The following is a 26,704-nucleotide window of genomic DNA, read 5'->3' as shown; positions in this document are numbered from 1 at the left end:
GGGATCAAACGGTCATCGGACAAAAAAAGAGCGCCCCGGGGAGGGACGCTCTGAGTTTCGCTGACAAGGCTCGTATGTTTCACCGCCCGAGGTTTGTTTTTGCCTGCGGCCTTGTCTGCGTCGGGGGTCGGCGCACCGACCCCTGGACCGGATGGCGGGACGGGACTCCCAAGTACCACCCTAACCACGCGGGCCCCTGGCAACGGGCCCCGCATCACCCCCCCAGGGGTGTCTCAAATAGCAGGGCGCGGACGCCCTGCTAAAGTCATCGCGAACGTGAAGGAGAAGGGGGCTCTGAGGACGCCATCCCTATCGAATACGTCGTCTCGGCAGCGCCCTTCATTGTTCAGTGTATTCCCTGCATCTAACCCTTGCTAACCTTCACAACAGCCTGGATCGGTCCGAAGTCGGTAAGATTATTCTGCGCCCCGACTATTTCAATCTTTCTACGCGAATAACTTTAGGTGCATTTGGAATGACAATTTCCCTATCATTTACGATGGTTACGTGCGGCATGTAGGAGTAACTGTACCAGTAGTAATATTCCGTTTGCCGATAAATTGATCCATCAGTCATTACGAAGACGCTTTCTCCATTGAAGCCTTCGCAATCCCCATCGATCTGCTTGCGCATTGTGGTCATCTTGAACTTCTCCGCAATCTCAGCTACAGCCCGAGGTGCCGCCGCAGGTGTTGCACTTCATGCAGGTGCCGTTGCGCACCAGCGTGTAGTTGCCGCACTCGTTGCAGGCCTCGCCTTCGTAGCCCTGCATCTTGGCGCGGGTCACAGCGGTGCTGATCGCAATGGTCGAGGTGGACGAAACGCTGGTCTTGGGCCCCGCAGCGGTGGCAGGCACCAGTGTGCGCAACACCTGTTCGGCATCGGTTCCGGCCTCCAGCGCCACCGTGGCCTGACCACCTTGCAGCACCACCAGTTCCTGCGGCATCCGCTTGCGCAGGTAGCCGGTCGAGCTGATCTGTTTCAGCACTTCCAGCGACCGGGTCGCGGCGGATTCCGACAGTTCCTTGAGGTTGGACACCCCTTCTTCCTCACCCCGGCCGATGTCGTCAAAGGACGCCCCTTCGGGTTTCACATGCGCCAGATCGGTGCGGTCCAGATAGCTGACCGCCAGTTCGCGGAAGATGTAGTCAAGGATCGAAGTCGCGTTCTTGATGCTGTCGTTGCCCTGCACCATGCCCGCCGGTTCGAACTTGGTGAAGGTGAAGGCGTCGACAAACTCCTCCAGCGGCACGCCGTATTGCAGACCGACCGACACCGCGATGGCAAAGTTGTTCATCATCGCACGGAAGCCAGCGCCTTCCTTGTGCATGTCGATAAAGATCTCGCCAAGGTTGCCGTCCTGATACTCACCCGTGCGCAGGTACACCTTGTGGCCGCCAACGATGGCCTTTTGGGTATAGCCCTTGCGGCGTTCCGGCATCTTGGACCGCTGTGATTTCACAATCTCCTTGATGACCACCTTTTCGACGATCTTTTCGGCAAGAACCTGGGCCTTTTCGGTCTGGTTGCCGGATTCGAGGATCTCTGCGGCCTCATCGTCATCCTCGACAAGGGCTGCGGCCAGCGGCTGCGACAGTTTCGATCCGTCACGGTACAGCGCGTTGGCCTTCACCCCCAGCGACCACGACAGTTCATAGGCCTTCTGACAATCCTCGATCGTGGCGTCGTTGGCCATGTTGATCGTCTTCGAGATCGCACCAGAGATGAACGACTGCGCCGCCGCCATCATGTGGATATGGCTCTCGACGCTGAGATAGCGCTTGCCCTTCTTGCCGCAGGGGTTGGCGCAATCGAAGACGCTCAGATGCTCGTCCTTGAGGTGCGGTGCCCCTTCGAGGGTCATGGTGCCGCAGACGTGGTCGTTGGCGGCCTCGATGTCCGCCTTGGAGAACCCAAGGTGGCGCAGCAGGTCAAAGCTGGGATCGGTCAGCTTTTCGGTCGGAATGCCAAGGACGTCGCGGCAGAACCCTTCGCCCAGCGTCCACTGGTTGAATACGAACCGGATGTCAAAGGCCGAGGCCAGTGCGCCCTCGATCTTGTCAATCTGCGCCGGGCCAAAGCCGTGACCGATCAGGGCGGTGTGGTTGATGCCCGGCGCATTGCCCAGCGTCTGATGACCCACCGCATAGGCGATGATCTCTTCGATCTGGCTGGAGGTATAGCCAAGATGCTCCAGCGCGCCGGGCACCGACCGGTTGATGATCTTGAAGTAACCGCCACCGGCCAGCTTCTTGAACTTCACCAGCGCAAAGTCGGGCTCGATCCCGGTGGTGTCGCAATCCATGACCAGACCGATGGTCCCGGTGGGCGCGATCACCGATACCTGCGCGTTGCGATAGCCGTTCTTTTCGCCAAGGCTCAGCGCCTCGTCCCATGCGGACATCGACAGATGCACCAGCGTTTCGTCCGGGCAGTTCACCAGATCCAGCGGCACCGGCTTGACCGCAAGGGTCTCATAGCCCTCGGTCGCGCCGTAAGAGGCGTTGCGGTGGTTGCGGATGACCCGCAGCATGTGGTCGCGGTTGCGGGTGTAGCCGGGGAATGCCCCCAGTTCACCGGCGATCTCGGCCGAGGTGGCATAGGCGGTGCCGGTCATGATCGCGGTCAGAGCGCCGCACAGCGCGCGGCCCTCGTCGCTGTCATAGCCAAAGCCCATGTTCATCAGCAGCCCGCCGATGTTGGCATAGCCCAGACCCAGCGTGCGGAAGTCATAGCTGCGCTGCGCGATTTCCTTGGACGGGAACTGCGCCATCGTCACCGAGATTTCCAGCGTCAGCGTCCAGAGGCGGGTGGCGTGGATATAGCCCTCGGCGTCGAACTTGCCGTCGTGCAGGAAGGTCAGCAGGTTCATCGACGCAAGGTTACAGGCGGTGTCGTCGAGGAACATGTATTCCGAACAGGGGTTCGATCCGCGGATCGCGCCGTCTTCGGGGCAGGTGTGCCATGCGTTGACGGTGTCGTGAAACTGGATGCCCGGATCGGCGCAGGCCCATGCGGCGTGGCCCACCTGTTCCCACAGGTCGCGCGCCTTGATGGTCTTGGCGACGGCCCCGTCGGTGCGGCGGATCAGTTCCCACGGCTTGTCCTCGCGGACCGCCTTGAGAAAGGCATCGGTGACACGGATCGAGTTGTTCGAGTTCTGGCCCGAGACGCTGGCATAGGCCTCGGAGTCCCAGTCGGTGTCATAGGTCGGGAATTCGATGCTGGCATAGCCCTGCTTGGCGTAATCCAGCACGCGCTTGATGTAGGTCTCGGGAATCATCGCCTGCTTCGCGGCGCGGATCGCCTTTTTCAGGGCATCGTTTTCCTTGGGGTCATAGGCGCCCTCTTCGGTGCCGTCCCATGTGCGGATCGCCTCGAAGATGCCGTTCAGCATCTTTTCGTGCATCTTGGAGCCGGCGACGATGCTGGCGACCTTCTGCTCTTCCTTCACCTTCCAGTTGATGAATTCCTCGATATCCGGGTGGTCGGCATCGCAGATCACCATCTTGGCGGCGCGGCGCGTGGTGCCGCCCGACTTGATCGCACCCGCCGCGCGGTCACCGATCTTGAGGAAGCCCATCAGGCCGGACGACTTGCCGCCGCCCGACAGCGGCTCATTCGCGGCGCGCAGCGAGGAAAAATTGGTGCCGGTGCCGGAGCCGTATTTGAACAGGCGCGCCTCACGGACCCACAGATCCATGATGCCGCCATCGCCGACCAGATCGTCGGCGACCGACTGGATAAAGCAGGCGTGCGGCTGCGGGTGCTCATAGGCCGACTTGGACTTGGTCAGCTTGCCGGTCTTGAAGTCGACGTAGTAGTGGCCCTGACCGGGACCGTCGATGCCATAGGCCCAGTGCAGGCCGGTGTTGAACCACTGAGGAGAGTTCGGCGCGGCCATCTGCGTCGCCAGCATGACGCGCATTTCGTCGAAATAGGCCTGCGCGTCCTCCTCGGTGGTGAAATAGCCACCTTTCCAGCCCCAGTAGGTCCAGGCACCGGCCAGACGGTCAAACACCTGACGCGCGCTGGTTTCACCGGTGCGGGCCGTGTCCTTGGATGCGGGAACCGAGCGCCACAGGAACTCTGGCACGCCCTCTTCGGGAACGCGCTTGAGCTCGACCGGAACGCCCGCCTTGCGGAAGTATTTCTGCGCGATCACATCGCTGGCCACCTGGCTCCAGCCTGCCGGCACTTCAAGTGCGTCGAGCGCAAAGACCGTGGTTCCGTCCGGATTGCGGATTTCCGACTTGGTGGTGACAAAGTCGATCTCCGCGTATGCGTCCTGACCTGTTTTGGTGAACCTTCTTTCGATTTTCATCGCTACTGTGCCCCTGAAGTGCTGTCCCGTTTTTTCGTGCCGGCGGGTTGGCAAGGGAAAACCGCACCTCATCCGCGGTTGCCACGCGGTTCCGGTCCGAAGACCCGTCTGAGTGTCTGCTGTGCTAGTCTGTCCCTTGCCGGTAGCCACTACATCTAGTGGATGTCCCGACCGGCCAGCACAAGATGGCCTTCCTGAGCCAGAGTCGTCAACGGGTTTTTCGCAATATCTACATATATTTTGTGTTGACCAAGCGGCAGCCTACTAGGGGCGGTAGGCGTGCCTGATTCAGGTCGGTTTCGTTAACAATCTCCGCCGTGCAGCAAGTCCCGGAAATTCAAGGAGAGACGGGGTTTTATGCACAAATGCTTGTGGATAACTTCAGGTGCGGACGGAATGTTGGTTAATTTCTATTAACTTCTGCCGCAGTTGGGAATGTTGCAACCGGATCACGTTCAACGCTGCAAATCGGGTCACAGTGGACAGGCCACACCACATCTAGTGGCTGGCGATTCCCTCACCCCCCGCGACGCCATAAAAAAACCGCCCGGACCAAATGGCCCGGACGGTCTGGGGTCATGCAGTGGGTCCGATCACACCAGCACCATGTCTCCGGACACTTGTGCCAGTTGGGTGTCTTCCAGCGTCACGGTGACGTTCTGATCGGTAAAGACCACGTCGTCGCCCTGCTGGGTCATCTGGGCGATGGCCGCATCCGCATCCGCGTAACCGAAGGCGGTGAAATCCAGCATGTCCCAGGATTCCAGGTCGGTCACATTGTGGCTGCTGCCGGCATCGGTGCCAAACACGAAGGTGTCCGACAGATAGCCGCCCGACAGGGTGTTGGCGCCACCGTTGCCCGCCAGCACGTCATTGGTGCCCTGCCCTTCGACCCACTCCATCATGTCCGATGCGCTGCGCGCCTTCAGCTCGGCGCTTTCCGAGAAGCCTAGCAACACGTCGGCGCGGCTTGCACCTGCGTCCAGCTTGCCGGTCCAATGGGCCAGACCGCCGGGATCGGCCCCGCGATCCAGCGTGTTCTGGTACATCGCGCGGACAAAGTCCTCATTTGTGCCGCCGCCAAAGATGGCCTGAAACTCGGGCGAGTTGGAAAAGGCTCTGGCCACACGGTTCAGGTCGAAATCGCCGCCGCCCAGTCCGGTGGCCCAGGATTCAAAGCCCGGCGCATCGGGATCGCGGTCAAAGCTGGACTGGTACAGGCGGTAGACCTGCCCGGTGATGCCGGTGATATCGCCGGTAAAGGCCCCGTCGCCATAGATCATGTCGTCGCCGCCGCCGCCGCCGATGTTGTCGCTGCCGGTGTTGCCGAACAGGATGTCATTGCCCCCGGCCCCGCGCAGGATGTCATCGCCGCCGTCGCCATAGGCCACGTCCGCCATCATCCCGGTCTGGGCGTTGGGCAGCCCCTGATCGCCATCCGACCAAGAACCGGTGTGGATCTCGTCGTTGCCGCCGCCGCCGTGGATGGTGTCCATGCCGTCTGCGGTGGCGTCAAACATCGACCCCGTGACCGCAGCGGTGCGGCTGTCGTCGTCGCCGGTCAGGATTTCGTCACCCGCGCCGCCCATGATCATGTCGTTGCCCGCGCCGCCCGCGATGCCGCTGTCATATTGTGCCAGCGTCAGACCGCCGGACGCGCCCGCGTCCGCCGCATTGGCGACGTTCACATCCATCTGGCCCGCGTCAATCCAGTCGTCGCCGCCGTTTCCTTCAAGGATGTCGGCCCCGGTGCCCCCCATCAGGGTGTCATTGTCCGCGCCGCCGGTGATGGTGTCGTTCCCGGCAAGGCCGTCAACCATGTCATCGCCCGGTCCGGCGTCGAACATGTCGGGATCGGGCGTCAACACCACCGTGTCGCTTGCGGTCGCGCGGTGTTCGGCCAGAATCGCAAGGGCCTCTTCCTGTGTGGCCACCTCGATGTCACCTGCCGCCGCCGGAAGGATGCCGATATAGCCGTTGGCGCCGCCAGAGACTTCGCCGCCGGTGCCCGTGCCGATTCCGTCCGGAATCTGGACCCCGTGAATCACGATCTCGCGCAGGATCAGCGGCATGATGTCGGCTGCGGTGTAGTCCGACATGGTGACAGGGCTGAAGAAATTGCTGTCGTCACCCAGATCGTAACTCTGGATAAACGAAACGCGGCCCATGGCGTCAGCCACCGGCATCATGCCGCCAGAGGTCAGCGGCAGCAAAACGTCGCCGTACTTGCCCACACCTTCCAGAACCTCGACCATGCCGTCGCGGTCAGCGTCGTCGGCAATTGTCGGCGCCACGGAATCGATCGGCACCCCGTTCGAGTCGAACAACCCGTGAATGTGCTGGGCATGGGTTTGCGACGGAGTCAGCCCGGTGGCCGAGATCGCGATATTCAGATAGGTCGATCCGCTCTCGTCGGTGACCATGGCCAACACGGCGGTGCCTTCGACACCCGAGCTGTTGAGCGCCCCCAGATCGACCGTCCAGAAGGCATCCGCCTGTTGCAGGAACGTTTCGAATGACGTGTAATTTGAGGCCAAATGGGCCATGAAAATATCCTCCTGTCGCGTTTCTCGTAATCAAAGACACGCGCGGGGATTTCGGAAGTTTCAAAGTTTCGCAAAAAAATCATCAAGGGCCCGACGGCTGCCGCGCCGACACGGCGCCAAAGCCCCCGACCCCTGTCTTTTCAGCACCTCGGGCGTGGGCCCCGCGAGCCATGGCCGAGTGTTAACGGTGTGTGAATTTGCCTCTGCAAGCCATTGATTTTATTGACCCGGCCCGCTGTCCACGCGTGGACAGCGTTAAACCCGCTAAACGATATGGCAGGAAAGTGGTCGGGGCGGCGAGATTCGAACTCACGACCTTCTGTACCCAAAACAGACGCGCTACCAAGCTGCGCCACGCCCCGACGACACGTGCGGTTTATCCGCACGAAACAGGTTTGAAAAGCCCCCTTTGCCCTCAGCAGGGCCAGGCGGCGCGACGCACCGCCGGATGGCGGATCTGCGCGCCTTCTTCGATGCGCAGCAGCTTGGCCCAGCCGCCGTTGATCTCCAGCACAAACTGCACCTGATCCCCGCCCGGAATCGACGTCAGATCGCCGGGAATGGCATTGTGATGGACCTTGACCACAACCCCGTGACGGTCGGCAAAGATCATGTCGAGCGGGATCAAAGTGTTCTTCATCCAAAAGGCCACGGGCTGCGGCGCCGGATAGACAAAGAGCATCCCCTTGCTGGTGGGCATGAATTTGACATTCATCAGCCCCTGCGCCCGCTCCTCGGCGGTTCGCACCACATCCACGGTAAAGCGGGCCTTGCCGAAATCGCCCCGGATATACAGCGTATCATCCCGGCAAGCGCCGATCCGGTTGTCGGGATCGGCTTTGGCGGCGGGATCGACACCGGCATCCGCAATCGGCTCATCGCCGATGGGCAGAATCGGTTCCAGCGCCGGTGGCTCCTCGTCCGGGGCTTTGGCCAAGGGCGGATCTGTCGGCACTTCTTCGGCGGGCGGCTCGGAATCCGCCACAGCCTTTGCCACCGGCTCGCTGTCCTCCGGCGCAACCGCGTGCGGCGTCACCGCCACCGGGCCCACCGGCACGGGCGGCTCTGCCGCCGGTGATCTGGGCATCGGCGGCGGCGCGGCTTCCTGTTCCAATATGACAGAGCCATCGCTCTGACCCAAAACCGGCCACGCAACCAGCGCGGCCATCAAACTCATCGCGACAAGGCGCTTTCCCATGCAGTCACTTCCATCGCCATATGTCCCCGCTTGCCCTCGACGACGCGGATGGCAAGGGCTTCGCCCGGTTGCAAATCCGCGAGTCCCGAGCGGCGCAGGACCTCGATATGAATGAACACATCTTCGGGTTTTCCGAACACATTTGCAAACCCGAAACCCTTAGCCTTGTCGAACCATTTGACCCGTGCCGGTTGCAGGACCGCCTGAGCCATCACATCCGGGTCGATCTGTTCGAAATCCGCAAGCGGTGCGCTGTCCGGTGTTTCGGGCGGTTCGACCTTCAGAACCTGCGTGGCCTGAACCCCCCGGTCCGTCCGCTGCACCGTGATCTCGATGACCGCACCGTCCGCAACCGAGCTCTGGCCGAAATTCCGCAGCACATTCGCATGCAGCAAGATGTCCGGCCCGCCGTCGTCCGATATGACAAACCCGAATCCCTTGACCGGATCGAACCATTTCACCCGGCCCGCGACCGCGGACTGTTCTATTTCCTCGTGTGTCAACGTCGTTTCCAACTGTACCAACTTATCCCCACCCGGAGTCTTGGAGCAAAGCCAGCCTTCAACGCAAGACGGGTCAATTGCCATTTTTGTGTCAGAAGGGCAATCGCGCCGGATTGATTTTCATTGCCGGAACGCAGAAATTCGACGTTGTTTCAGATGGTTCACGGGTTGAGTCGCGTAATTTCCCAAGGAGTCGACATATCCTTTCGAGACCAGCGGAATCGGTCATGTAACCGAAAGGCCCCGTCCGCCCAGAATTCAATTTCCAGCGGATGTATGCGATATCCACCCCAGAACGGCGGCCTCGGCGGATGTGTGCCGTGGCGCGCGGTGATCCGCGCAACCTCGGCCATCAGCGCCGCGCGGCTGGCCAGCGGTCGGCTCTGTTGGCTGGCCCATGCGCCCAGCCGGCTCTTGAGAGAGCGCGACGTATAATAGGCGTCGGCCTGCGGGCCGTCCTCTTTGTCTACCAGACCGCGCACCCGGATCTGACGGCGCAGGGATTTCCAATGCATGACAAAGGCCGCCTTGCCCGCCTGATCGATTTCCTGCGCCTTTTTGCTTTCGTAATTGGTGTAAAAGACAAAGGCGGCATCCTCGATCTCTTTCAGAAGGACCATGCGCGCGTTCGGCAACCCGTCCGCGTCGACGGTCGACAGCGCAATGGCGTTGGCATCGTTGGTCTCGCTTTCGACGGCCTCTGCCAGCCAGTTCCGGGCTATGACAAACGGATCGTCCCCGGCAAATATCCCGCTACGGTCGGTCATCCTGTCTCTCCTTTGGCTCGTTGCCGGGACATGCCGCCTGTGGCGCCCGGGATGCAAGGCCGGTTTTGCGCCAACGGCAGGCTTGATGGTGCGCAAGCGATACCCTAAAGGTCGCTCCAACGACGATCTGGCGGAAAGGGCGACAATGTCAAACCAGTTGATGGCGGGAAAACGCGGCCTGATCATGGGATTGGCCAATGACAAGTCGATCGCCTGGGGCATCGCAAAGGCCTGTGCGGACGCCGGGGCCGAATTGGCTTTTTCCTATCAGGGCGATGCGCTGAAGAAACGGGTCGACCCGCTGGCCGGGCAACTGGGGTCGGATATCGTGCTGCCCTGCGATGTCGGGGACGAGGCGTCGATCGACGCGCTTTTTGCCGCGCTGAAGGACCGCTGGGACACTCTGGACTTTGTTGTCCATGCCATCGGCTTTTCCGACAAGAACGAATTGCGCGGCCGCTATGTGGATACGTCGAAGTCCAATTTCACCCTGACGATGGATATATCGGTCTACAGCTTTACCAGCGTGATGCAGCGCGCCGAAAAGATGATGAAGAACGGCGGCAGCGCCGTGACGCTGACCTACTACGGCGCGGAACGCATCATGCCGCATTATAATGTGATGGGCGTGGCCAAGGCGGCGCTGGAGGCCTCGGTGCGGTATCTGGCCGAGGATCTGGGCAAGGACGGCATCCGCGTCAACGCGATCAGCGCCGGCCCGATCAAGACGCTGGCCGCCAGCGGCATCGGCGATTTCCGCTACATCATGAAGTGGAACGAATACAACTCGCCGCTGCGCCGCAACGTGACCATTCAGGACGTGGGCAAATCGGCGCTGTACCTGTTGTCCGATCTGGGCAGCGGTGTCACCGGCGAGACGCATCATGTGGACGCGGGCTATCATGTCGTCGGCATGAAGGCGGTGGACGCGCCCGACATGTCCAAGGGCTGACGCCCATGGACTGGACCCATATCCTTGCCTTCAACCTGACCTTGCTGGCCGCTCTGGCGGCACCGGGACCGGCGCTGCTGTTCGCCCTGCGCCAATCGATCTCGGGCGGGTTTTCGGTGGGGTTTGCAACCGGGGGCGGACTGGCCCTGATGGCGGCGCTCTGGACCGGGGCGGCGTTGCTGGGGCTGGAGGTGCTTTTTCGCCTGTTCCCGGCGGCGTTTGTCATCATGAAAATTTCAGGCGCGCTGTACCTGCTGTGGATTGCCTACACGCTGTGGCGCGATGCGCGTCAGCCGGTGGGCGATAGCCCGCGCCCCCGCGGGCGTGCCTTTGTCGACGGGATGCTGGTCAATCTGGCCAACCCGAAATCCGTGCTGTTTGCGGCCTCGGTGCTGGTGGTGATCTTTCCGCCCGATATGACGCTGGCCGCCAGGGCGCTGGTGGTGGGCAACCACTTTGCCGTTGAACTGATCGCTTATGGCGCCTTTGCCGCTCTGCTGTCGACACAGAGGGCGCGCGCCGGGTATCTGCGACTGAAGCCTGTGATCGACCGGGCCGCCGCGCTGGTGCTGGGCGCGCTGGGCCTGCGCCTGTTGCTGGGGCGTTAGGACGATGCCCCTGTGCCGGGTTATGGATCGGGATGGACATCTACTTTTCGGCGGACCCTTCGCCACATTCGGACTGAACATTGCGCTGAGCTGAGGAGACAGGGATGGACAACCGCCTGCCGCACGAAAAAGGTTTTCATGTCAGTTGGGACCAGCTGCACCGCGACGCGCGGGCTCTGGCCTGGCGGTTGCAGGGGCAAGGCCCGGACAACGGGTACTGGAAGGCCGTGGTCGCCATCACCCGTGGCGGCATGGCCCCCGCGATGATTGTCGCCCGCGAGTTGGACATCCGCACCGTCGATACGATCAGCGTCCGGAGCTATCATTCCGGCGGCGGCAAGGCCGATGAACGCCGCGAGGCGGAGGTGCTGAAATCCCCCGACGCCGATCTGGTGGGCGACGGAACAGGCATTCTGATCATCGACGATCTGGTGGACAGCGGCAAGACGCTGGAACTGGTGCGCAGCCTCTATCCCAAGGCGCATGTGGCCACGGTCTATGCCAAACCTCAGGGCCGCCCGCAGGTCGACACCTTTATCACCGAAGTGAGCCAGGACACCTGGATCTTTTTCCCGTGGGACATGGCGCTGCAATACGTCAAACCCTATCGCGGCGACGATTGAGGGCGTGATCCAAAGGCGCGCCTGACGGCGCACTCTCACTCTTGGGGGCTTTGCCCCCAAACCCCCGGCGAGGGCCCTGCCCTCGCGCTCCCGGGATGCTTTTGGACAGAAGAAATATCCAGCCGGAGTATTGGGCCATGGTCACGCGCACTGAAGCCACCTTCTTTCCGCCGATCCCGGAGGCGCAGCGCTGGCTGCGCGGGGTCACGTTTCCCGCGGACAGGCCGTTGATCAACCTCAGTCAGGCGGCGCCTGCCGACCCGCCACCGCCCGCCATGCGCGCCGCGATGGCGCAGATGATGGAAGATCCGTCCAGCCATGCCTACGGTCCGGTGCTGGGCCGTCCCGGTTTGCGCGCGGCGCTGGCCAGGGAGTGGGCCGCGCATTACGGCGGGACCGTAGAGGTCAGGCAGGTGGCGATTACCGCGGGCTGCAATCAGGCCTTTGCCGCCGTGATCGCGGCGACTTGTGGTGAGGGGGACGAGGTGATCCTGCCGGTGCCGTGGTATTTCAACCACAAGATGTGGCTGGATATGAGCGGGGTCAAGGCGGTGCCGCTGCCCTGCGGGCCCGACCTGTTGCCTGATCCCGAGGCGGCGCGCGCCCTGATCACGCCGCGTACCCGCGCCATCGCCATGGTGACGCCGAACAATCCCTGTGGTGTCGAATACCCGGCGGACGTGCTGGAGGGGTTCTTTGATCTATGCCGGGACACCGGCCTCCGGCTGATCGTGGATGAGACCTATCGCGATTTCGACTCGCGCAGCGGGGCGCCGCATGGGTTGCTGACGCGGGACGGCTGGGACGATACGCTGGTGCAGCTTTACAGTTTCTCCAAGGTCTATCGTCTGACCGGGCATCGTGTCGGCGCGATCATCGGATCAGAGCGGATGTTGCATCAGATCGAGAAGTTTCAGGACACGGTTGCGATCTGCGCGCCGTCGCTGGGACAGGGCGCGGCGCACTGGGGGCTGGAGCATCTGGCCCAGTGGAAGGCCGAGCAGCGCGATGAGATCCTCGACCGCCGCGCGGCCATCGCAGAGTATTTTGGCCCATTGGCGGCGAAAGGCTGGAAGCTGTTGGGCTGTGGCGCGTATTTTGCCTATGTCGAGCATCCCTTTGCGGAAGGCTCTGCACAGCTTGCGCCGCGCCTTGTGCGTGAGGCGGGGGTGCTGATCCTGCCCGCGACGATGTTCACGCCAGAGGGCGACAGCAGCGGCGACCGCCAGTTCCGCGTGGCCTTTGCCAATTCCGACCGGGCCGGCATCGCCGAATTCGCCCGGCGGCTGGCGCAGGTCGATGGCCCCCTTGCGGCCCCGGAAGGTGCGGAATAGACAGGGGCAGAACTTCGCGGGAGGGTGCCATGGCAGCGAAAAAATCCGGTATCGGCAAGTACCTCGTCTGGGGCCTTCTGGGGCTGCTCCTGTTGGGGCTGGGCGGTTTTGGCGCCACCAATTTCTCGGGCACTGTGCGCTCTATCGGGAAAGTCGGCGAGGCGGAGATTTCCACCTCGGATTATTTTCGCGCGTTGCAGGCCGAAATGCGCAACTTTCAGGAGCGCACCGGTCAGGCGTTGAGTTTTCAGCAGGCGCAGTCACTGGGTCTGACCCAGCAGGTGCTGAGCCAGCTGGTTGTGACCGCCGCGCTGGAAAATGAGGCTGCGGTTCTCGGGATTTCCGTGGGCGACGAACGGCTTGCCGGTGACCTGCGCAAGATCCGCGCCTTTCAGGGCGTCGATGGCAGCTTTAACCGCGACGCCTACAAGCTGACGCTGGACAATGCCGGTCTGAACGAACGCGCATTTGAGGAAAAGCTGCGCGACGAAAGCGCCAGCACGCTGTTGCAGGGGGCTGTTCTGGCCGGGGTGCGCCTGCCCGATACCTATGTCGACACGCTGATCGGCTATACCGGAGAGCGCCGCGCCTTTACCTGGGCCGAGGTGAGCGAGACCGAGCTGGAGGTTCTGCCCGCCCCCACAGAGGACGAATTGCGCGCGCATTACGAGGAAAACATCGGCCTTTTCACGCGCCCTGAGACCAAGCGCCTGACCTATGTCTGGCTGACGCCCGAGATGATCGTGGACAGCGTCGAGGTCGACGAGGACAGCCTGCGCGCCGCCTATGACGAGCGCAAGGAAGAGTTCGACCTGCCCGAGCGGCGTCTGGCCGAACGGCTGGTGTTCAACGATCAGGCCGCCGCAGAGGCCGCGCTGGCGCGGATCGATGCGGGCGAGGCGGCGTTCGAGGATCTGGTGCGTGAGCGCGGCTTGGACCTGTCAGACACCGATCTGGGCGACGTGACCCAAGGCGACCTTGGCAAGGCGGCCGAGGCGGTCTTTGCTGCCGATGTGGGTCAGGTGGTGGGCCCGGCCCCGACGACGCTTGGCCCGGCGCTGTTCCGTGTCAATGCGGTGCTGCCCGCGCAACTGACCTCTTTCGAGGACGCGGTTCCGGCGCTGCGCGGCGAACTGGCGCTGGACCGTGCCCGCCGTGTGATCGACACGCAGATGCAAAGCTTTGACGATGAGATGGCCGCCGGTGTGACGCTGGACGAACTGGCCGCCTCCACCGATCTGGAACTGGGCACACTGGGCTGGACCGGTGAGAACGACGCGGACATCGCCGGTTATCCGGCTTTCCGTGACGCCGCAGAGGCGGTCGACATCTCGGATTATCCCGCCATCACCCAATTGGGCGACGGCGGTGTGTTCGCCCTGCGGCTGGATGAGGTTCTGGCCCCCACGCCCTTCCCCTATGAGGAGGTCGAGCTGCGGGTTCAGGCGGATTGGCGACGCGCGCAAAAGGTCGATGCACTCTTTGCGCGGGCCGAGGCGCTGGCCGAAGAACTGGGCGAAGGCGTGACCTTTGAGGGCGCGGGCCTTGTCCCCCAGACCGAAGAGGGCCTGACCCGCACCGCCTTTGGCGCCGATCTGCCCCGCCCGGTTCTGGATGCGGTGTTCGACATGGAACCCAATGAGGTGCGCGCACTGCGGGCCGGGGATCTGGCCGTTGTGGTGCGCATGGACGACGTCCTTGACGTCGACAAGGACAGCGAACAGGCCAAGCAACTGGCACAGCTTTTCCGCGATCAGGCCGCGCAGGACGTGGCGCAGGACCTGTTCCGCGCGCTGTCGACCGATATTCAGACCCGCGCGGGCGTCGATCTGGACCAGCCAGCCATCAACGCGGTGCACGCCAACTTTCAGTGAGACCATGGTACAACTGACCCCTTCCTTCGACGGCTTTGCCGAAGCGTATCAGGCAGGCCGCAACCAGGTGGTCTATGCCCGTCTGGCCGCCGATCTCGACACGCCGGTGTCGCTGATGCTGAAACTGACCGGGGCCGCGCGCGATGCCTTTATGCTGGAATCGGTGACCGGCGGAGAGGTGCGCGGGCGCTATTCGATCATCGGGATGAAGCCGGACCTGATTTGGCAGTGTCACGGGCAGAGCAGCCGGTTGAACCGCATGGCGCGGTTTGACCCAGATGCCTTTGAAACCCAAAGCGATGAGCCGCTGACCGCGTTGCGCGCGCTGCTGGCGGAATCGCGAATCGACCTGCCCGAGGACCTGCCGCAGGCCGCGGCGGGGCTGTTCGGTTATCTTGGCTATGACATGATCCGGCTGGTGGAACACCTGCCCGACGTGAACCCCGACCCGCTGGGCCTGCCCGACGCGCTGCTGATGCGGCCCTCGGTCGTGGCGGTGCTGGACGGGGTCAAGGGTGAGGTGACGGTGGTTTCGCCTGCATGGGTGCAGGACGGACTGTCGGCCAAGGCAGCCTATGCACAGGCGGCGGAACGGGTCATGGACGCGGTGCGCGATCTGGAACGCGCCCTGCCCCAGGCCAGCCGCGATCTGGGTGACGCCGTGGAACTGGGTGAACCGGTGTCGAACTTTGCCCATGCGGATTATCTGGCCGCCGTCGAGACGGCCAAGGACTATATCCGCGCGGGCGATATCTTTCAGGTGGTGCCATCGCAGCGCTGGACGCAGGATTTTCCGCTGCCGCCGTTTGCGCTTTATCGCTCGTTGCGGCGCACCAACCCCTCGCCCTTCATGTTCTATTTCAACTTTGGCGGCTTTCAGGTGATCGGTGCCAGCCCGGAGATCCTTGTGCGGGTCTTTGGCAATGAGGTCACGATTCGCCCAATCGCTGGCACCCGCCCGCGCGGCGCGACACCCGTTGAGGACAAGGCGCTGGAAGAGGATCTGCTGGCGGACCAGAAGGAACTCGCCGAACACCTGATGCTGCTGGATCTGGGGCGCAACGACACGGGCAAGGTGTCCAAGATCGGCACCGTGCGTCCAACCGAACAGTTCATCATCGAACGCTACAGCCACGTCATGCATATCGTGTCGAACGTGGTGGGTGAATTGTCGGACGATCAGGACGCGCTGTCCGCGCTGCTGGCGGGTCTGCCCGCGGGTACGGTGTCCGGCGCGCCCAAGGTCCGCGCGATGCAGATCATCGACGAGCTGGAGCCGGAAAAACGCGGCGTCTACGGCGGTGGCGTGGGCTATTTCAGCGCCGGGGGCGACATGGACATGTGCATCGCCCTGCGCACCGCGCTGGTCAAGGATCACAAGCTCTATATTCAGGCCGGTGGCGGCGTTGTCTACGACAGCGACCCGGAGGCCGAGTATCAGGAGACCATGCACAAATCCAACGCGATCCGGCGCGCGGCGGCGGATGCGGCGCGGTTTACCGGATCGGGCAACGGCTGAACGCGCTCAAGCACTCGCGCAAGACCCGCTCTGTGCCTCTGGCGTTTTGCGACACGGGCGGCGTCGATTCCGTGACAGACGGTCCTCGGCAATGCGTCGTTCCCTTGGGGCAAAGCCAAGGGAGGATCCGCCATGAACGCCGCCGACTTGATCGACCTCAGCCGCTACCCGATTGATGGCACCGGGCGGGATGCCCTGTTGCACAAGGTGCGCGCGGATCTTGCCAACGACGGCTGCGCTGTTCTCAAAGGGTTCCTGACTCCGCAGGGCGTGCGCGCCATCGCCGCCGAGGCGGACGGCGTCGCCGATCAGGGCCACCGCAGCTTTTCCCGCACCAACGCCTATTTCACCGCCGACAACCCCGATCTGCCGCAGGACGATCCGCGTCGACAGTTCTATGAACGGTCCAATGCCTTTATTGCCGCCGACAATTTCACGCCCACGGGCGCGTTGCGCACGGTGCATGACTTTGCCGCCTTTGATCCCTTCATCCGCGATTGCCTGCAAGAGACCCGATTTCATCGCTACGCCGATCCGCTGGCGGATGTGATCGTGAACATGGCCACCGAAGGAAACGGCTTTCCCTGGCACTTTGACACCAACAATTTCACCGTCACGCTGGCCATCCAGAACGCCGACGACGGCGGTGCCTTTGAATACGCGCCGATGATCCGCAACCGTTTGTCCGAACAGTTCGATGATGTGGCGCAGGTGCTGGCCGGAACGTCGGACAAGGTCAAAAGCCTGACGCTGGAGCCGGGCGACCTGCAATTGTTCAAGGGGCGCTACAGCCTGCATCGGGTTGCGCCGCTGAAGGGGCCGACCCCGCGCTATGTGGCGATTTTTTCCTACGTCGAAGAACCGGACATGGTCGGCGCGCCGGAACGAACCAAACAGCTGTATGGCCGCGTGCTGCCCATTCACCTTGAACGGGCCGGTCGCCGGGCGGATGCGCTGATCGACTAGGCCGCCTGCTCGCGAATCCGTTCGATCATCGCGCGCAGCCCGTTCGACCGCTGCGCCGACAAATGGTCATGCAAACCAAGGCGGCCCAGTTCGGCGCGGGCATCCACGGCCTGCACCTGTGTCATGGGCAGCCCGTCGTACAGCCGGTGCAGCAAGGCGATCAGTCCCTTGACGATCAGTGCATCGCTGTCGCCGCTGAAATGAAAGACACCGCTTTCCGGCGTCATGTGCAGCCAGACCTGGCTGGCGCAGCCTTCGACCTTGGTGGCGGGCACCTTCAGGGCGTCGTCCATGGGGGTCATGTCCTTGCCCATCTCGATCACCATGCGATAGCGGTCCTCCCAGTCCTCCAGGAACTCGAAATCCTCGACCACCTCTTCAAATGCCGCCTGCGCCATTGTGCGTCTCCTTTTGCGAAGACCTAGGCGGCGTCGTGCCGAAGGTCCAGCCCCCGACCGCGTGCGATGTGCTTTTCAACGGCGTCGTTCTGCGCTAACCCTCTGGAACAACTCGCTGGGGGCTTGGCATGTTCAAATCGGTATCGGTTCTCCTTTTCGCGGCGCTGGTTCTGACCAGCTGCGGCGCCGTCCGCGACAGCCGCGTGAATCCGCTGAACTGGTTCGGACGCAGCCAGTCGGCCCCGGTGGCCGTCGCCTCCGACGCCGTGGTCAACCCGCTGATCCCGCGCCGCAAGGAATCGATCTTTCGGCGGGAGAAAGACACCAGCTATCGTGGCAGCGATCTGGGCGAAATCACCGAACTGGTGGTCGAGCGCCGCCCCGGCGGGGCGATCATTCGCGCCACGGCGGTGGCCGATCAGCTTGAAGCCTTTGATCTGAAGCTGGTCAAGATCGACGAGGAAAGCCAATCGGGAACGCTGACCTATGCGTTTCGCGGCCTGCAACCGCGCCGGTCGCAGGGGCCAATCGCCTCGCGGACGCATACGGCGGGGGTCTGGGTGACAGACAACCAGTTGCGCGATGTCCGGGTGATCCGGGTCAAAGGCGCGCGCAATGTGCGCACGGTCAAACGCTGACGCGACCTGTCAGAGGTCGATGACCACCACCGACTTGCCCTTGGCCGCGAGGGCTATCTTGCCGTCGCACAGCCGCAGGGCGTCCTCTCCGAAAACTTCGCGGCGCCAGCCGCCAAGGGCCGCCACGTTGCGCTGACCGGCGGCGATGGCGTCCAGATCAGAGGCCGGGGCGATCAGTTTCGACGCCACGCCCGAGCTTTCGGTCTTGGCCTTCAGCAGCACGCGCAGCAGATCCGCCAGCGCCGGGTTCACCTGTAGCTTGTCACGGTCATTGTCGACCTTGGGCAGGTTTTCCTTGGGACACTCCTGCCCGGCCTTGACCGCCGCCAGAATGCCCTCGGCAATGGCCCCTTTGCGCGCCTCACGCAGCAGCAGGCGTGACCCGCCAAGGTCATTCATCGTCGCCGGTTTGGTCGAGGCCAGTTCGACCAGCGCATCGTCCTTGTAGACGCGATTGCGCGGCACGTTGCGCTCCTGCGCATAGGTTTCGCGGAACGCGGCCAGTTCGCGCACGATCGCTAGAAAACGCGGCGAGTTGGAGCGGGTCTTGACCCGCTTCCACGCGTCCTGCGGCATCGTCACATAGGTCTGCGGATCAAGCAGCGTGGCCAGTTCTTCGGCCACCCAACGCGCGCGGCCGGTTTCCTCCAGCTTCTGGCTCAGGAACTCGTAGATCTGGCGCAGATGCGTGACATCCGCCAGCGCATAGGTTTTCTGGGCATCGGTCAGCGGGCGGCGCGACCAGTCAGTGAACCGAGAGCTTTTGTCCAGCGGCTGCTTGGCGATGCGTTTGACCAGCGTTTCATATCCAACCTGCTCACCGAAACCGCAGACCATGGCGGCGACCTGCGTGTCGAAAAGCGGCACCGGGATCACCCCATGATCGACCTGAAAGATCTCCAGATCCTGACGGGCCGCGTGAAAGACCTTGACCACGTTTTCATTGCGAAACAGGTCCATCAGCGGGTCCAGCGACAGGCCCTCGACCAAGGGATCGACCAGAACGGCCTCCGCATCGTCGCGTCCCGGTACCGCCAGCTGGATCAGGCACAGCTTGGAGTAATAGGTGCGTTCACGCAGGAACTCTGTGTCGACGGTGACATAAGGGTGCTCTGCTGCGCCTTCACAAAAGGCGCGGAGCTCATCGGTCGTGGTGATTGTCTGCATAAAGCGTTATTCGACTTTGCTTTTGGTGTTGGTCCCCGTCGCGTCGCACGATCCTACAGGATTGCCGGGCAAAGGGAAGTGGCCCCCAGGTTAATCGAGGATCAATCAAACAGCACGGGCGTCAGGTCATCGGCGGCGAAGCGGCGCAACACCGCCGGGTACAGCCGATGCTCCTGTTCCAGCACCCGTGCCGCCAGCGTGTCGGGCGTGTCACCGGGCAGGATCGGCACCCGCGCCTGTCCCAGAATCGGACCGTCGTCCAGTTCCGGTGTGACCTCGTGGACGGTACACCCCGCCTCGGCGTCGCCTGCCTCGATGGCGCGGGCATGGGTGTGCAGACCGCGATATTTCGGCAAAAGCGAGGGATGGATATTGAGCATCCGCCCCTCCCACGGCGTCACAAACCCGGCTGTCAGCACCCGCATGAACCCCGCCAGACAAAGGATATCGGGCGCAAAGGGGGCAAGCGCCTCTTGCAGCGCGGCCTCGAACGCGGCGCGGTCCTTGCCAAAGGGTCGGTGATCGACCACCGTCGTGGCCACGCCCATCGCCTTGGCCTTGGCCAGCCCGCCCGCGTCCGCGCGGTTGGACAGGATCAGGACAGGACGCGCCGGATGGTCGTCACGGGCCATGTCCTCGACCAGACGGACCATGTTTGACCCGCCGCCGGAAATAAAGATGGCGACCCGTTTCACCCAAGCGATCCGCTGTAGGTCACGCCCTCACCGGCGGTCACACGACCCAGACGGTGAACATGTTCCCCCATCTCGGTCAGCAGTGCATCGATGGCGTGTTCTCTTTCGGGGTCAACGACGAGGATCATGCCGATGCCGCAGTTGAAGGTCTTGAGCATCTCCGCCGCGCTGATGCTGCCCACGCCGCGCATCCATGCAAAAAGGTCCGGCAGGGTCCAGGAGTCCAGATCGATCTCCGCGCCCAGCCCTTCGGGCAGAACGCGGGGCAGGTTTTCCGTCAGGCCGCCGCCGGTGATATGGGCCAGCGCGTTGACACCGCCTGCCCCGATCGCGGACAGGGCGGGTTTGACATACAGCCGCGTGGGCGTCAGCAGCGCCTCGCCCAGCGATGTATGACCCCACGGGCATTGCGCGTCCCAGTCCAGCCCCGACACCTCGACCAGTTTGCGCACAAGGCTGTAGCCATTGGAATGCACCCCGTCCGAGCCAAGCCCCAGCAGCACGTCGCCTTCGGCCACGCCCGCAGGCAGCGCCGAGCCGCGTTCCATCGCGCCCACGGCAAAGCCTGCAAGGTCGAAATCCCCTGCCGGGTACATACCCGGCATCTCGGCCGTCTCGCCGCCGATCAGCGCGCAGCCAGAGCGCACACAGCCCTCGGCGATGCCCTCGACGACGCGGGCGGCGGTCTCTGTCTCCAGCTTGCCGGTGGCGAAATAGTCGAGAAAGAACAGCGGTTCCGCGCCCTGACAGACAAGGTCGTTCACGCACATGGCGACAAGGTCGATGCCCACGCCGTCCACATGGCCGGTGTCGATGGCGATGCGCAGTTTCGTACCCACACCGTCGGTCGCCGCAACCAAGACCGGATCGGTATACCCTGCGGCCTTGAGATCAAACAGCGCGCCAAAGCCGCCCAGCCCGCTCATCACTCCGCTGCGGTTGGTCCGCTTGGCGGCGGGCTTGATCCGCTCGACCAATGCGTTCCCCGCGTCGATATCCACGCCCGCCTGGGCATAGGTCAGCCCGTTCTTACCGTCGCTCATAGGGATCTCCTTCGGGCCCTGCGCCCAAGTTTGCGCCCGCGATTATCGCATCGCGCGCCGCGCTGCAACGTGTGCGCTTGACGCGCCGGGGCGCTCTGGTACGAAGACCACCACGGTGGGCCTGTAGCTCAACTGGTTAGAGCAGGGCGCTCATAACGCCTTGGTTGCGGGTTCAAGTCCTGCCGGGCCTACCAAGTCCCCTCACCGTCCCCGGAACAGCCCACCCAGCACGCCGCGCACGATGCGGCGGCCCGTGGTGCCGGTCAGTTCCTTCATCACCATGTCGCCCATCGCCTCGCCAAAGCTTTTGCCACGGCGGCGCACGGGTTTTGAGGTCGACCGGCTGACACGTGTGCCCGAATAGCGCCGTCCGGCGCTGTGGTCGCGGGCCTGCGCCTCTGCCTCGGCCTCTGCGCGTTCCGCCTCTTCGGCCGCGCGGGCCGCTTTTTCGGCGCGGGCGCGCAGGATTTCATGAGCCGAATTGCGGTCCACCGGGGTGTCGTACTTCCCGGCCTGCGGCGAGGCCCCAAGGATCGCGCGCCGTTCCGCCAGTGTGATCGGTCCCAGTTGGGAAGACGGCGGGCGGATCAGCGTGCGCCGCGCCATGCCGGGCGCGCCCTTGCGTTCAAGGAAAGAGGTCACCGCCTCGCCCACGCCAACGGTGCGAATGGCCTCTTCTATGTCCAGCGCGGGGTTGTCACGGTAGGTTTCCGCCGCCAGCCGCAGCGCCCGCCTGTCGCGCGCGGTAAAGGCCCGCAGGGCGTGCTGAATCCGGTTGCCCAACTGGCCAAGGATATCCTCGGGGATGTCGTCTGGCGACTGGGTCACAAAATAAACGCCCACCCCCTTGGAGCGGATCAGACGGGCCACCTGTTCGACCTTGTCCACCAATGCCTTTGGCGCGCCGTCGAACAGCAGATGCGCCTCATCAAAGAAGAAGACCAGCCGGGGTTTGTCAGGGTCGCCGACCTCTGGCAGTTCCTCGAACAGCTCTGACAGCAGCCACAACAGGAACGTCGCATAGAGACGCGGGCTGTGCATCAGCTTGTCCGCGGCAAGGATATTGACCATGCCACGCCCATCCGGGGCGCGCTGCATCAGGTCCGACAACTCCAGCGCCGGTTCGCCGAACAGCCCCCCGCCGCCTTCGTTTTCCAGCACCAGCAAGCGCCGCTGGATCGCCCCGATCGAGGCTACGGACATGTTGCCGTATCGCAGCGACAGGTCTTTGCGATGCTCCCCCATCCAGACCAGCATCGACCGCAGGTCGTCCAGATCCAGCAGCGGCAGGCCCTCTTCGTCGCTGAGGCGGAAAGCGATGTTCAGGATGCCCTCCTGCGCCTCGGAGAGGTCCATGAGGCGCGACAGCATCAAGGGGCCCATCTCTGTCACGGTGGTGCGCACCGGATGGCCCTGTTCGCCGAACAGATCCCAGAAACAGACCGGAAAGGCCCCGTAGGTGAAATCGTCAAAGCCGATGGTGGCGTTGCGCTCTGAGAATGCGCCGTGCAGCTTGTGGGTCTCTGTTCCGGCCACCGCGAGACCGGACAAATCGCCCTTTACATCCGCCATGAAGACCGGGATGCCGGCGGCGGAAAACCCCTCGGCCAGAATTTGCAAGGTGACGGTCTTGCCCGTGCCCGTGGCCCCTGCGACCAGCCCGTGACGGTTGGCATATCCCAGATCCAGATACTGTTTTTCGGCATGATCCGCCCCGGCGCCGCCAACGAAAACTCCGTTCCCCATGCACTCTCTCCCTAGGTCGCGTGGCAGGAACATACATCCTTAACCATTTGATGCCAGTATGTTTCCTGTTCGGGGCAACATGTCCTCTCCTGCTCCGGACAGACTTCCTCCCTGTCAGACTGGCCGCGCCCCTGGGCGCGGCTTTTTTGTGTGCCGCGAAAATCCGAATTTGCGCGAAAAGATCGTGGGAATCCCTGTTGACCGCGCGCAAGTCTTCTTCTAGCGTCCCCTCAATAACAAAGTCGGCCGGTCCGACAGGGAGTGAAATGGAAAAGGGCCTACGGGCCCTTTTCCTTTTTTTGGGACGAATCGCAGGCCCGTGTCACTTGGGCAGACCAATATCGCGGACACTGTGCCCGCGGATTTGCGGCTTTCCGCGCATCAACCCTGCGTCAGCCATCATTTCTTCCCTGACACTGCGTCTGACGCATGTTAATCGATCCACAGCCAATGACCGGATTTTAGAGGACATCATGAAAAAACCGCTTATCCTTTTGTCGTTGATCGCCGCGCTGGGCGCTGGAGCGGGATACGCCCAGTCCGCCGACGGCGGCGATCCGCCCGCTGGCAGCGGCCTTGACCTTGGCGAGACCGTTCAGGTGACACCGCCGACCGGCGCTGCCCCCGATGTGCCCGAAGCTTACGTCAAGGAAGTCCACAAGGACTGGACCGTGCAGTGCATCAAGGTCGCCGACGACCGTGAAATCTGCCAAATGTACCAATTGCTGGAAGACGAAGACGGCACCAAGCTGGCCGACGTCTATATCTTCAAGGTCAAGGACGCAGGTCAGGCCGTGGCCGCCGGTGTGTTCACCGTGCCGCTGGAAACCCTGCTTCCTGCCAAGCTGACCGTGCAGGTCGATTCCCGCGATGCAAAGCGGTATGACTATTCGTTCTGCAACGCGCAGGGCTGTTTCGCGCGGGTCGGTTTCCTTGCCGACGACGTCGAACGATTCAAGGCCGGCAGCTCTGCCCGCGTTATGCTGGTGCCGATGCTGGCACCGGACAAGCCGGTGAGCCTGTCGATGTCGCTGTCAGGCTTTACCGCCGCGTTCGATCAGACCACCGCGCGCTGATCGCCCCCGCGACATGACACAAAAAACGGCGCGTCCCCGGTGGACGCGCCGTTTTCTTTTGCGAGGATACCTCCGCGGGTCAATGCGCCTTTGTGGCGTCGCCCCCAAAGAGCCGTGCCCAGATCGGGGCAACCAGCTTGGTGCCGATGGGAATCAGGACCAGCCCGACAAGGAAGCCGATGATAAAGTCGATCCCGGCGGTCACGGCCCATTCCAGCGCGGCGTTGCCCTGCCCAAGCGCAACGGCGGCGTGATGCACGGTTTCTTCGGGCCAGTGCCAGCCCATCTCATGGCTGGAATGCACGATGATCGAGCCACCGACCCACAGCATGGCCGCCGTGCCGATAATGGCCAGCGCCTTGAGCAGCCCAGGCATGAATTTCACGATGAAGCGACCGATGCCCCGCGTGATGCCCAGACGTCCAACCCGGCTGAGCCACAGGCCGACGTCATCCATTTTCACAATGATCGCCACGGCCCCGTAGACGACAAAGGTGATCAGAACGGCGACCACGGCCAGAGTCGCCGCCTGCATCCAGAAGTTCGGCGCATCAATCGCGGACAGCGAGATCACCATGATCTCTGCCGACAGGATGAAATCGGTCTTGATCGCGCCTTTGACCTTGGCTTCCTCCAGATGCGTGGGGTCGCCCACATCGTGACTGCCGTCGGGGCCGCCGGAATGCGCGTCATGGCGCATCAGCACATGCACGATCTTTTCGGCCCCTTCGAAACAGAGATAACATCCCCCAAGGATCAGCAGCGGCCAGACCAGCCAGGGCGCAAAGGCCGCCATCAGCAGCGCCGCCGGCATCAGGAAGACCAGCTTGTTGATCAGAGACCCGCGCGAGATTCGCCAGATGATCGGCAATTCGCGCGCCGGTTCGAAGCCCTGAATGTATTTCGGCGTCACCGCAGCGTCGTCGATCAGCACCCCCGCCGTCTTGGACCCTGCCTTCATCGCCGCGGCACCGATGTCATCCACCGAGGCCGCCGCCACCTTGGCGATGGCCGCGACGTCATCCAAAAGTGCCAGAAGTCCACTCATGCCGCTTCTCCCTTTGCGTTTAGCGGGAAACTAGTGGCTTGTCCGCAAACCGCAAGCGCCACGCCCCGCCGCCCTGTGCCGCCAGCACCAGACAGCCGCCCGCGATGGCCCAGTTCTTGACGAAAATGCTCATTTGCCATGGGTCGTCGGGGATCAGATGGAAAAAGGCGGTCAGCGCACAGTACCCCGCCAGCGACAAAGCCACCGGCCGCACCGCCAGCCCCAGAACAAGGGCCAGACCCGCCAGCGCGTTAAAAGCCAAGGCCAGCCAGACCAGCGATTCGGGCCAGTTCCACCCGGCCAGCAGCGCCTGCGCCGCACCGGGATCGACCGTTTTCTGCACCGCTCCGGCAAGAAACAGCGCCGCGATTAAAGTCCGTCCGACAAGGCTTGTGATGTTTTCAAACATATCTCACTCGTTATTTGCCCCCCCGTGACCCACGTTATCGCAAACGTGTGGAAAGGGTTAGCGCCACCACGCGCAACCTTGCCACGTTTATCGCTAACATGTTGTTTCGCAAAGGCTAATGGCCTTTGCAGACGCAGAATCCCTGCCTATACGAAAGCCAACAGGTGTTTTCAGGAGGCAAGCATGACCGTCACGATCGGGATCAATGGATTTGGCCGCATTGGCCGCTGCACTTTGGCGCATATCGCGGAATCGGCGCGCAACGACGTACAGGTGGTCAGGATCAACGCCCCCGGCCCGATTGAGACCCATGCCCACCTGCTGCGCTATGACAGCATCCACGGGCGTTTTCCCGGCGATGTGACCGTCAAGGATCAGGCCATCGATCTGGGCCGTGGCCCGATTGACGTGATGTCCTCGTATGAGCTGTCCGATCTCGATTGGAGCGGGTGCGACGTTGTTCTGGAATGCACCGGCCAGTTCAATGACGGCACCAAGGCCGACGCCCATCTGGGGCGCGGCGCGAAGTCGGTGCTGATCTCCGCCCCTGCCAAGAACGTGCAGCGCACCGTGGTCTACGGCGTCAACCACCGCGATCTGGTCAAGGGTGAGGTCATGGTGTCGAACGGGTCGTGCACCACCAACTGTCTCGCGCCGCTGGCGAAGGTGCTGGATGAGGGCATTGGCATCGAGAGCGGCATCATGACCACGATCCACAGCTATACCGGCGACCAGCCCACGCTGGACCGCCGCCACAAGGATCTGTACCGCGCCCGTGCCGCGGCGATGGCGATGATCCCGACCTCGACCGGGGCCGCCGCCGCGTTGGGGGAGGTGCTGCCGAATCTGAAGGGCAAGCTGGATGGCTCTGCCGTGCGGGTGCCGACGCCGAACGTGTCCGCCGTCGATCTGACCTTTTATGCCTCGCGGGATGTGACCGTCGAGGATGTGAACGAAGTGGTGGCCGAGGCCGCGGCGGGGCGAATGGGGGCGGTGCTGTCCTACGATCCCGAGCAAAAGGTCTCGATCGATTTCAATCACACCACCCATTCCTCTGTCTTTGCCCCCGACCAGACCAAGGTGGTGGGCAAGCGGATGGTTCGGGTGCTGGCGTGGTACGACAATGAGTGGGGTTTTTCGGCACGGATGGCCGATGTGGCCGCCGCGATGGGCCGCCTGCTGCATTGAGCCTGTCCACGCGTGGACAAGAATGCGTCTCTGTAAGATCAAAGGCTTACAGAGGCGTTTTTACGTCTTGTTAGGATTTCGC

22 protein-coding genes and 2 tRNA genes are annotated in these 26,704 nt (G+C 62.9%); 11 read left to right on the top strand and 13 right to left on the bottom strand.

The features are described from left to right. Positions 1-661: 661 nt before the first annotated feature. From ACN0S5_RS12850 to pdxH, 6 genes are all read right to left on the bottom strand, one after another. Complete coding sequence (locus ACN0S5_RS12850) at positions 662-4,324, bottom strand: vitamin B12-dependent ribonucleotide reductase (protein ID WP_417208744.1); 3,663 nt, start codon at positions 4,322-4,324, stop codon at positions 662-664. Between the two features lie 593 nt (positions 4,325-4,917). Beyond that, positions 4,918-6,870: a DUF4214 domain-containing protein gene (locus tag ACN0S5_RS12845; RefSeq protein ID WP_417208742.1), complete on the bottom strand. Its 1,953-nt coding sequence runs from the start codon at positions 6,868-6,870 to the stop codon at positions 4,918-4,920. Between the two features lie 285 nt (positions 6,871-7,155). Further along, positions 7,156-7,232 (bottom strand) — tRNA-Pro (locus ACN0S5_RS12840). A gap of 53 nt (positions 7,233-7,285) precedes the next feature. Further along, the gene (locus ACN0S5_RS12835; RefSeq protein WP_417208740.1) at positions 7,286-8,068 is read right to left on the bottom strand and encodes a DUF192 domain-containing protein; all 783 of its coding nucleotides are present in this window, start codon (positions 8,066-8,068) and stop codon (positions 7,286-7,288) included. Beyond that, on the bottom strand, positions 8,044-8,571 hold the full coding sequence (locus tag ACN0S5_RS12830) for a cold-shock protein (protein WP_417208739.1): 528 nt from the start codon (positions 8,569-8,571) through the stop codon (positions 8,044-8,046). Before ACN0S5_RS12830 ends, ACN0S5_RS12835 begins: the two co-directional genes overlap by 25 nt. Positions 8,572-8,732: 161 nt before the next feature. Next, the gene (gene pdxH, locus ACN0S5_RS12825; RefSeq protein WP_417208736.1) at positions 8,733-9,338 is read right to left on the bottom strand and encodes a pyridoxamine 5'-phosphate oxidase; all 606 of its coding nucleotides are present in this window, start codon (positions 9,336-9,338) and stop codon (positions 8,733-8,735) included. Positions 9,339-9,483: 145 nt separating this feature from the next. Between pdxH and fabI the strand changes: the two genes are divergently transcribed. From fabI to ACN0S5_RS12790, 7 genes are all read left to right on the top strand, one after another. Then, positions 9,484-10,290: an enoyl-ACP reductase FabI gene (fabI, locus tag ACN0S5_RS12820; RefSeq protein WP_417208734.1), complete on the top strand. Its 807-nt coding sequence runs from the start codon at positions 9,484-9,486 to the stop codon at positions 10,288-10,290. 5 nt (positions 10,291-10,295) lie between these two features. Next, positions 10,296-10,898 carry a LysE family translocator gene (locus ACN0S5_RS12815; RefSeq protein WP_417208731.1) on the top strand — a complete coding sequence of 201 codons (603 nt, stop codon included), beginning with the start codon at positions 10,296-10,298 and terminating at the stop codon, positions 10,896-10,898. Positions 10,899-11,002: 104 nt separating this feature from the next. Continuing rightward, positions 11,003-11,521: a xanthine phosphoribosyltransferase gene (gene gpt, locus ACN0S5_RS12810; RefSeq protein WP_417208728.1), complete on the top strand. Its 519-nt coding sequence runs from the start codon at positions 11,003-11,005 to the stop codon at positions 11,519-11,521. A 137-nt stretch (positions 11,522-11,658) separates the two neighbouring features. Then, positions 11,659-12,855, top strand: a complete 1,197-nt coding sequence (locus ACN0S5_RS12805; protein WP_417208726.1) for an aminotransferase — start codon at positions 11,659-11,661, stop codon at positions 12,853-12,855. A gap of 29 nt (positions 12,856-12,884) precedes the next feature. Continuing rightward, entirely contained in the window at positions 12,885-14,729 is a 1,845-nt protein-coding gene (locus ACN0S5_RS12800) for a peptidyl-prolyl cis-trans isomerase (RefSeq protein ID WP_417208724.1), read from the top strand. Between the two features lie 4 nt (positions 14,730-14,733). Next, a complete protein-coding gene (gene trpE / locus ACN0S5_RS12795; RefSeq protein ID WP_417208722.1) occupies positions 14,734-16,248 on the top strand; it encodes an anthranilate synthase component I in 1,515 nt (504 codons plus the stop codon). Positions 16,249-16,380: 132 nt separating this feature from the next. Beyond that, the gene (locus ACN0S5_RS12790) at positions 16,381-17,214 is read left to right on the top strand and encodes a hypothetical protein (RefSeq protein WP_417208719.1); all 834 of its coding nucleotides are present in this window, start codon (positions 16,381-16,383) and stop codon (positions 17,212-17,214) included. On the opposite strand, the gene ACN0S5_RS12785 is transcribed toward ACN0S5_RS12790, so the two are convergent. Next, positions 17,211-17,612: a SufE family protein gene (locus ACN0S5_RS12785; protein WP_417208718.1), complete on the bottom strand. Its 402-nt coding sequence runs from the start codon at positions 17,610-17,612 to the stop codon at positions 17,211-17,213. The genes ACN0S5_RS12790 and ACN0S5_RS12785 overlap by 4 nt on opposite strands. A gap of 128 nt (positions 17,613-17,740) precedes the next feature. Between ACN0S5_RS12785 and ACN0S5_RS12780 the strand changes: the two genes are divergently transcribed. After that, positions 17,741-18,250: a hypothetical protein gene (locus tag ACN0S5_RS12780; RefSeq protein WP_417208717.1), complete on the top strand. Its 510-nt coding sequence runs from the start codon at positions 17,741-17,743 to the stop codon at positions 18,248-18,250. Positions 18,251-18,259: 9 nt separating this feature from the next. Here ACN0S5_RS12780 and rnd read toward each other — a convergent pair whose 3' ends face one another. The 3 genes from rnd to purM form a co-directional block, all read right to left on the bottom strand. Continuing rightward, a complete protein-coding gene (rnd, locus tag ACN0S5_RS12775; protein WP_417208714.1) occupies positions 18,260-19,417 on the bottom strand; it encodes a ribonuclease D in 1,158 nt (385 codons plus the stop codon). 101 nt (positions 19,418-19,518) lie between these two features. Next, positions 19,519-20,112, bottom strand: a complete 594-nt coding sequence (purN, locus tag ACN0S5_RS12770; protein WP_417208713.1) for a phosphoribosylglycinamide formyltransferase — start codon at positions 20,110-20,112, stop codon at positions 19,519-19,521. After that, the gene (gene purM / locus ACN0S5_RS12765; RefSeq protein ID WP_417208712.1) at positions 20,109-21,155 is read right to left on the bottom strand and encodes a phosphoribosylformylglycinamidine cyclo-ligase; all 1,047 of its coding nucleotides are present in this window, start codon (positions 21,153-21,155) and stop codon (positions 20,109-20,111) included. Before purM ends, purN begins: the two co-directional genes overlap by 4 nt. A gap of 117 nt (positions 21,156-21,272) precedes the next feature. Here purM and ACN0S5_RS12760 point away from each other — a divergent pair. Then, positions 21,273-21,349 (top strand) — tRNA-Ile (locus tag ACN0S5_RS12760). A 7-nt stretch (positions 21,350-21,356) separates the two neighbouring features. On the opposite strand, the gene ACN0S5_RS12755 is transcribed toward ACN0S5_RS12760, so the two are convergent. Continuing rightward, a complete protein-coding gene (locus ACN0S5_RS12755) occupies positions 21,357-22,901 on the bottom strand; it encodes a helicase HerA-like domain-containing protein (protein WP_417208710.1) in 1,545 nt (514 codons plus the stop codon). A gap of 473 nt (positions 22,902-23,374) precedes the next feature. On the opposite strand from ACN0S5_RS12755, the gene ACN0S5_RS12750 reads away from it, so the two are divergent. Beyond that, positions 23,375-23,977 (top strand): invasion associated locus B family protein, encoded by a 603-nt coding sequence (locus tag ACN0S5_RS12750; protein WP_417208709.1) that lies wholly within the window; start codon positions 23,375-23,377, stop codon positions 23,975-23,977. 79 nt (positions 23,978-24,056) lie between these two features. Here the strand turns inward: ACN0S5_RS12750 and ACN0S5_RS12745 are convergent, their stop codons facing one another. Both ACN0S5_RS12745 and ACN0S5_RS12740 read right to left on the bottom strand, forming a co-directional pair. Beyond that, entirely contained in the window at positions 24,057-25,025 is a 969-nt protein-coding gene (locus ACN0S5_RS12745; RefSeq protein WP_417208707.1) for a DUF808 domain-containing protein, read from the bottom strand. Between the two features lie 19 nt (positions 25,026-25,044). Continuing rightward, positions 25,045-25,434, bottom strand: coding sequence for a DoxX family protein (locus ACN0S5_RS12740; protein ID WP_417208704.1), 390 nt, complete (start codon positions 25,432-25,434; stop codon positions 25,045-25,047). Between the two features lie 183 nt (positions 25,435-25,617). On the opposite strand from ACN0S5_RS12740, the gene gap reads away from it, so the two are divergent. Beyond that, positions 25,618-26,622 carry a type I glyceraldehyde-3-phosphate dehydrogenase gene (gene gap / locus ACN0S5_RS12735; RefSeq protein ID WP_417208702.1) on the top strand — a complete coding sequence of 335 codons (1,005 nt, stop codon included), beginning with the start codon at positions 25,618-25,620 and terminating at the stop codon, positions 26,620-26,622. Positions 26,623-26,704 lie beyond the last annotated feature (82 nt).

The sequence above is a fragment of the Antarctobacter sp. genome (assembly GCF_048262615.1).
Lineage (GTDB): Bacteria > Pseudomonadota > Alphaproteobacteria > Rhodobacterales > Rhodobacteraceae > Antarctobacter.
Note: the sequence above shows the minus strand (reverse complement) of the source record. Positions and strands in the feature narration are given on the sequence as shown.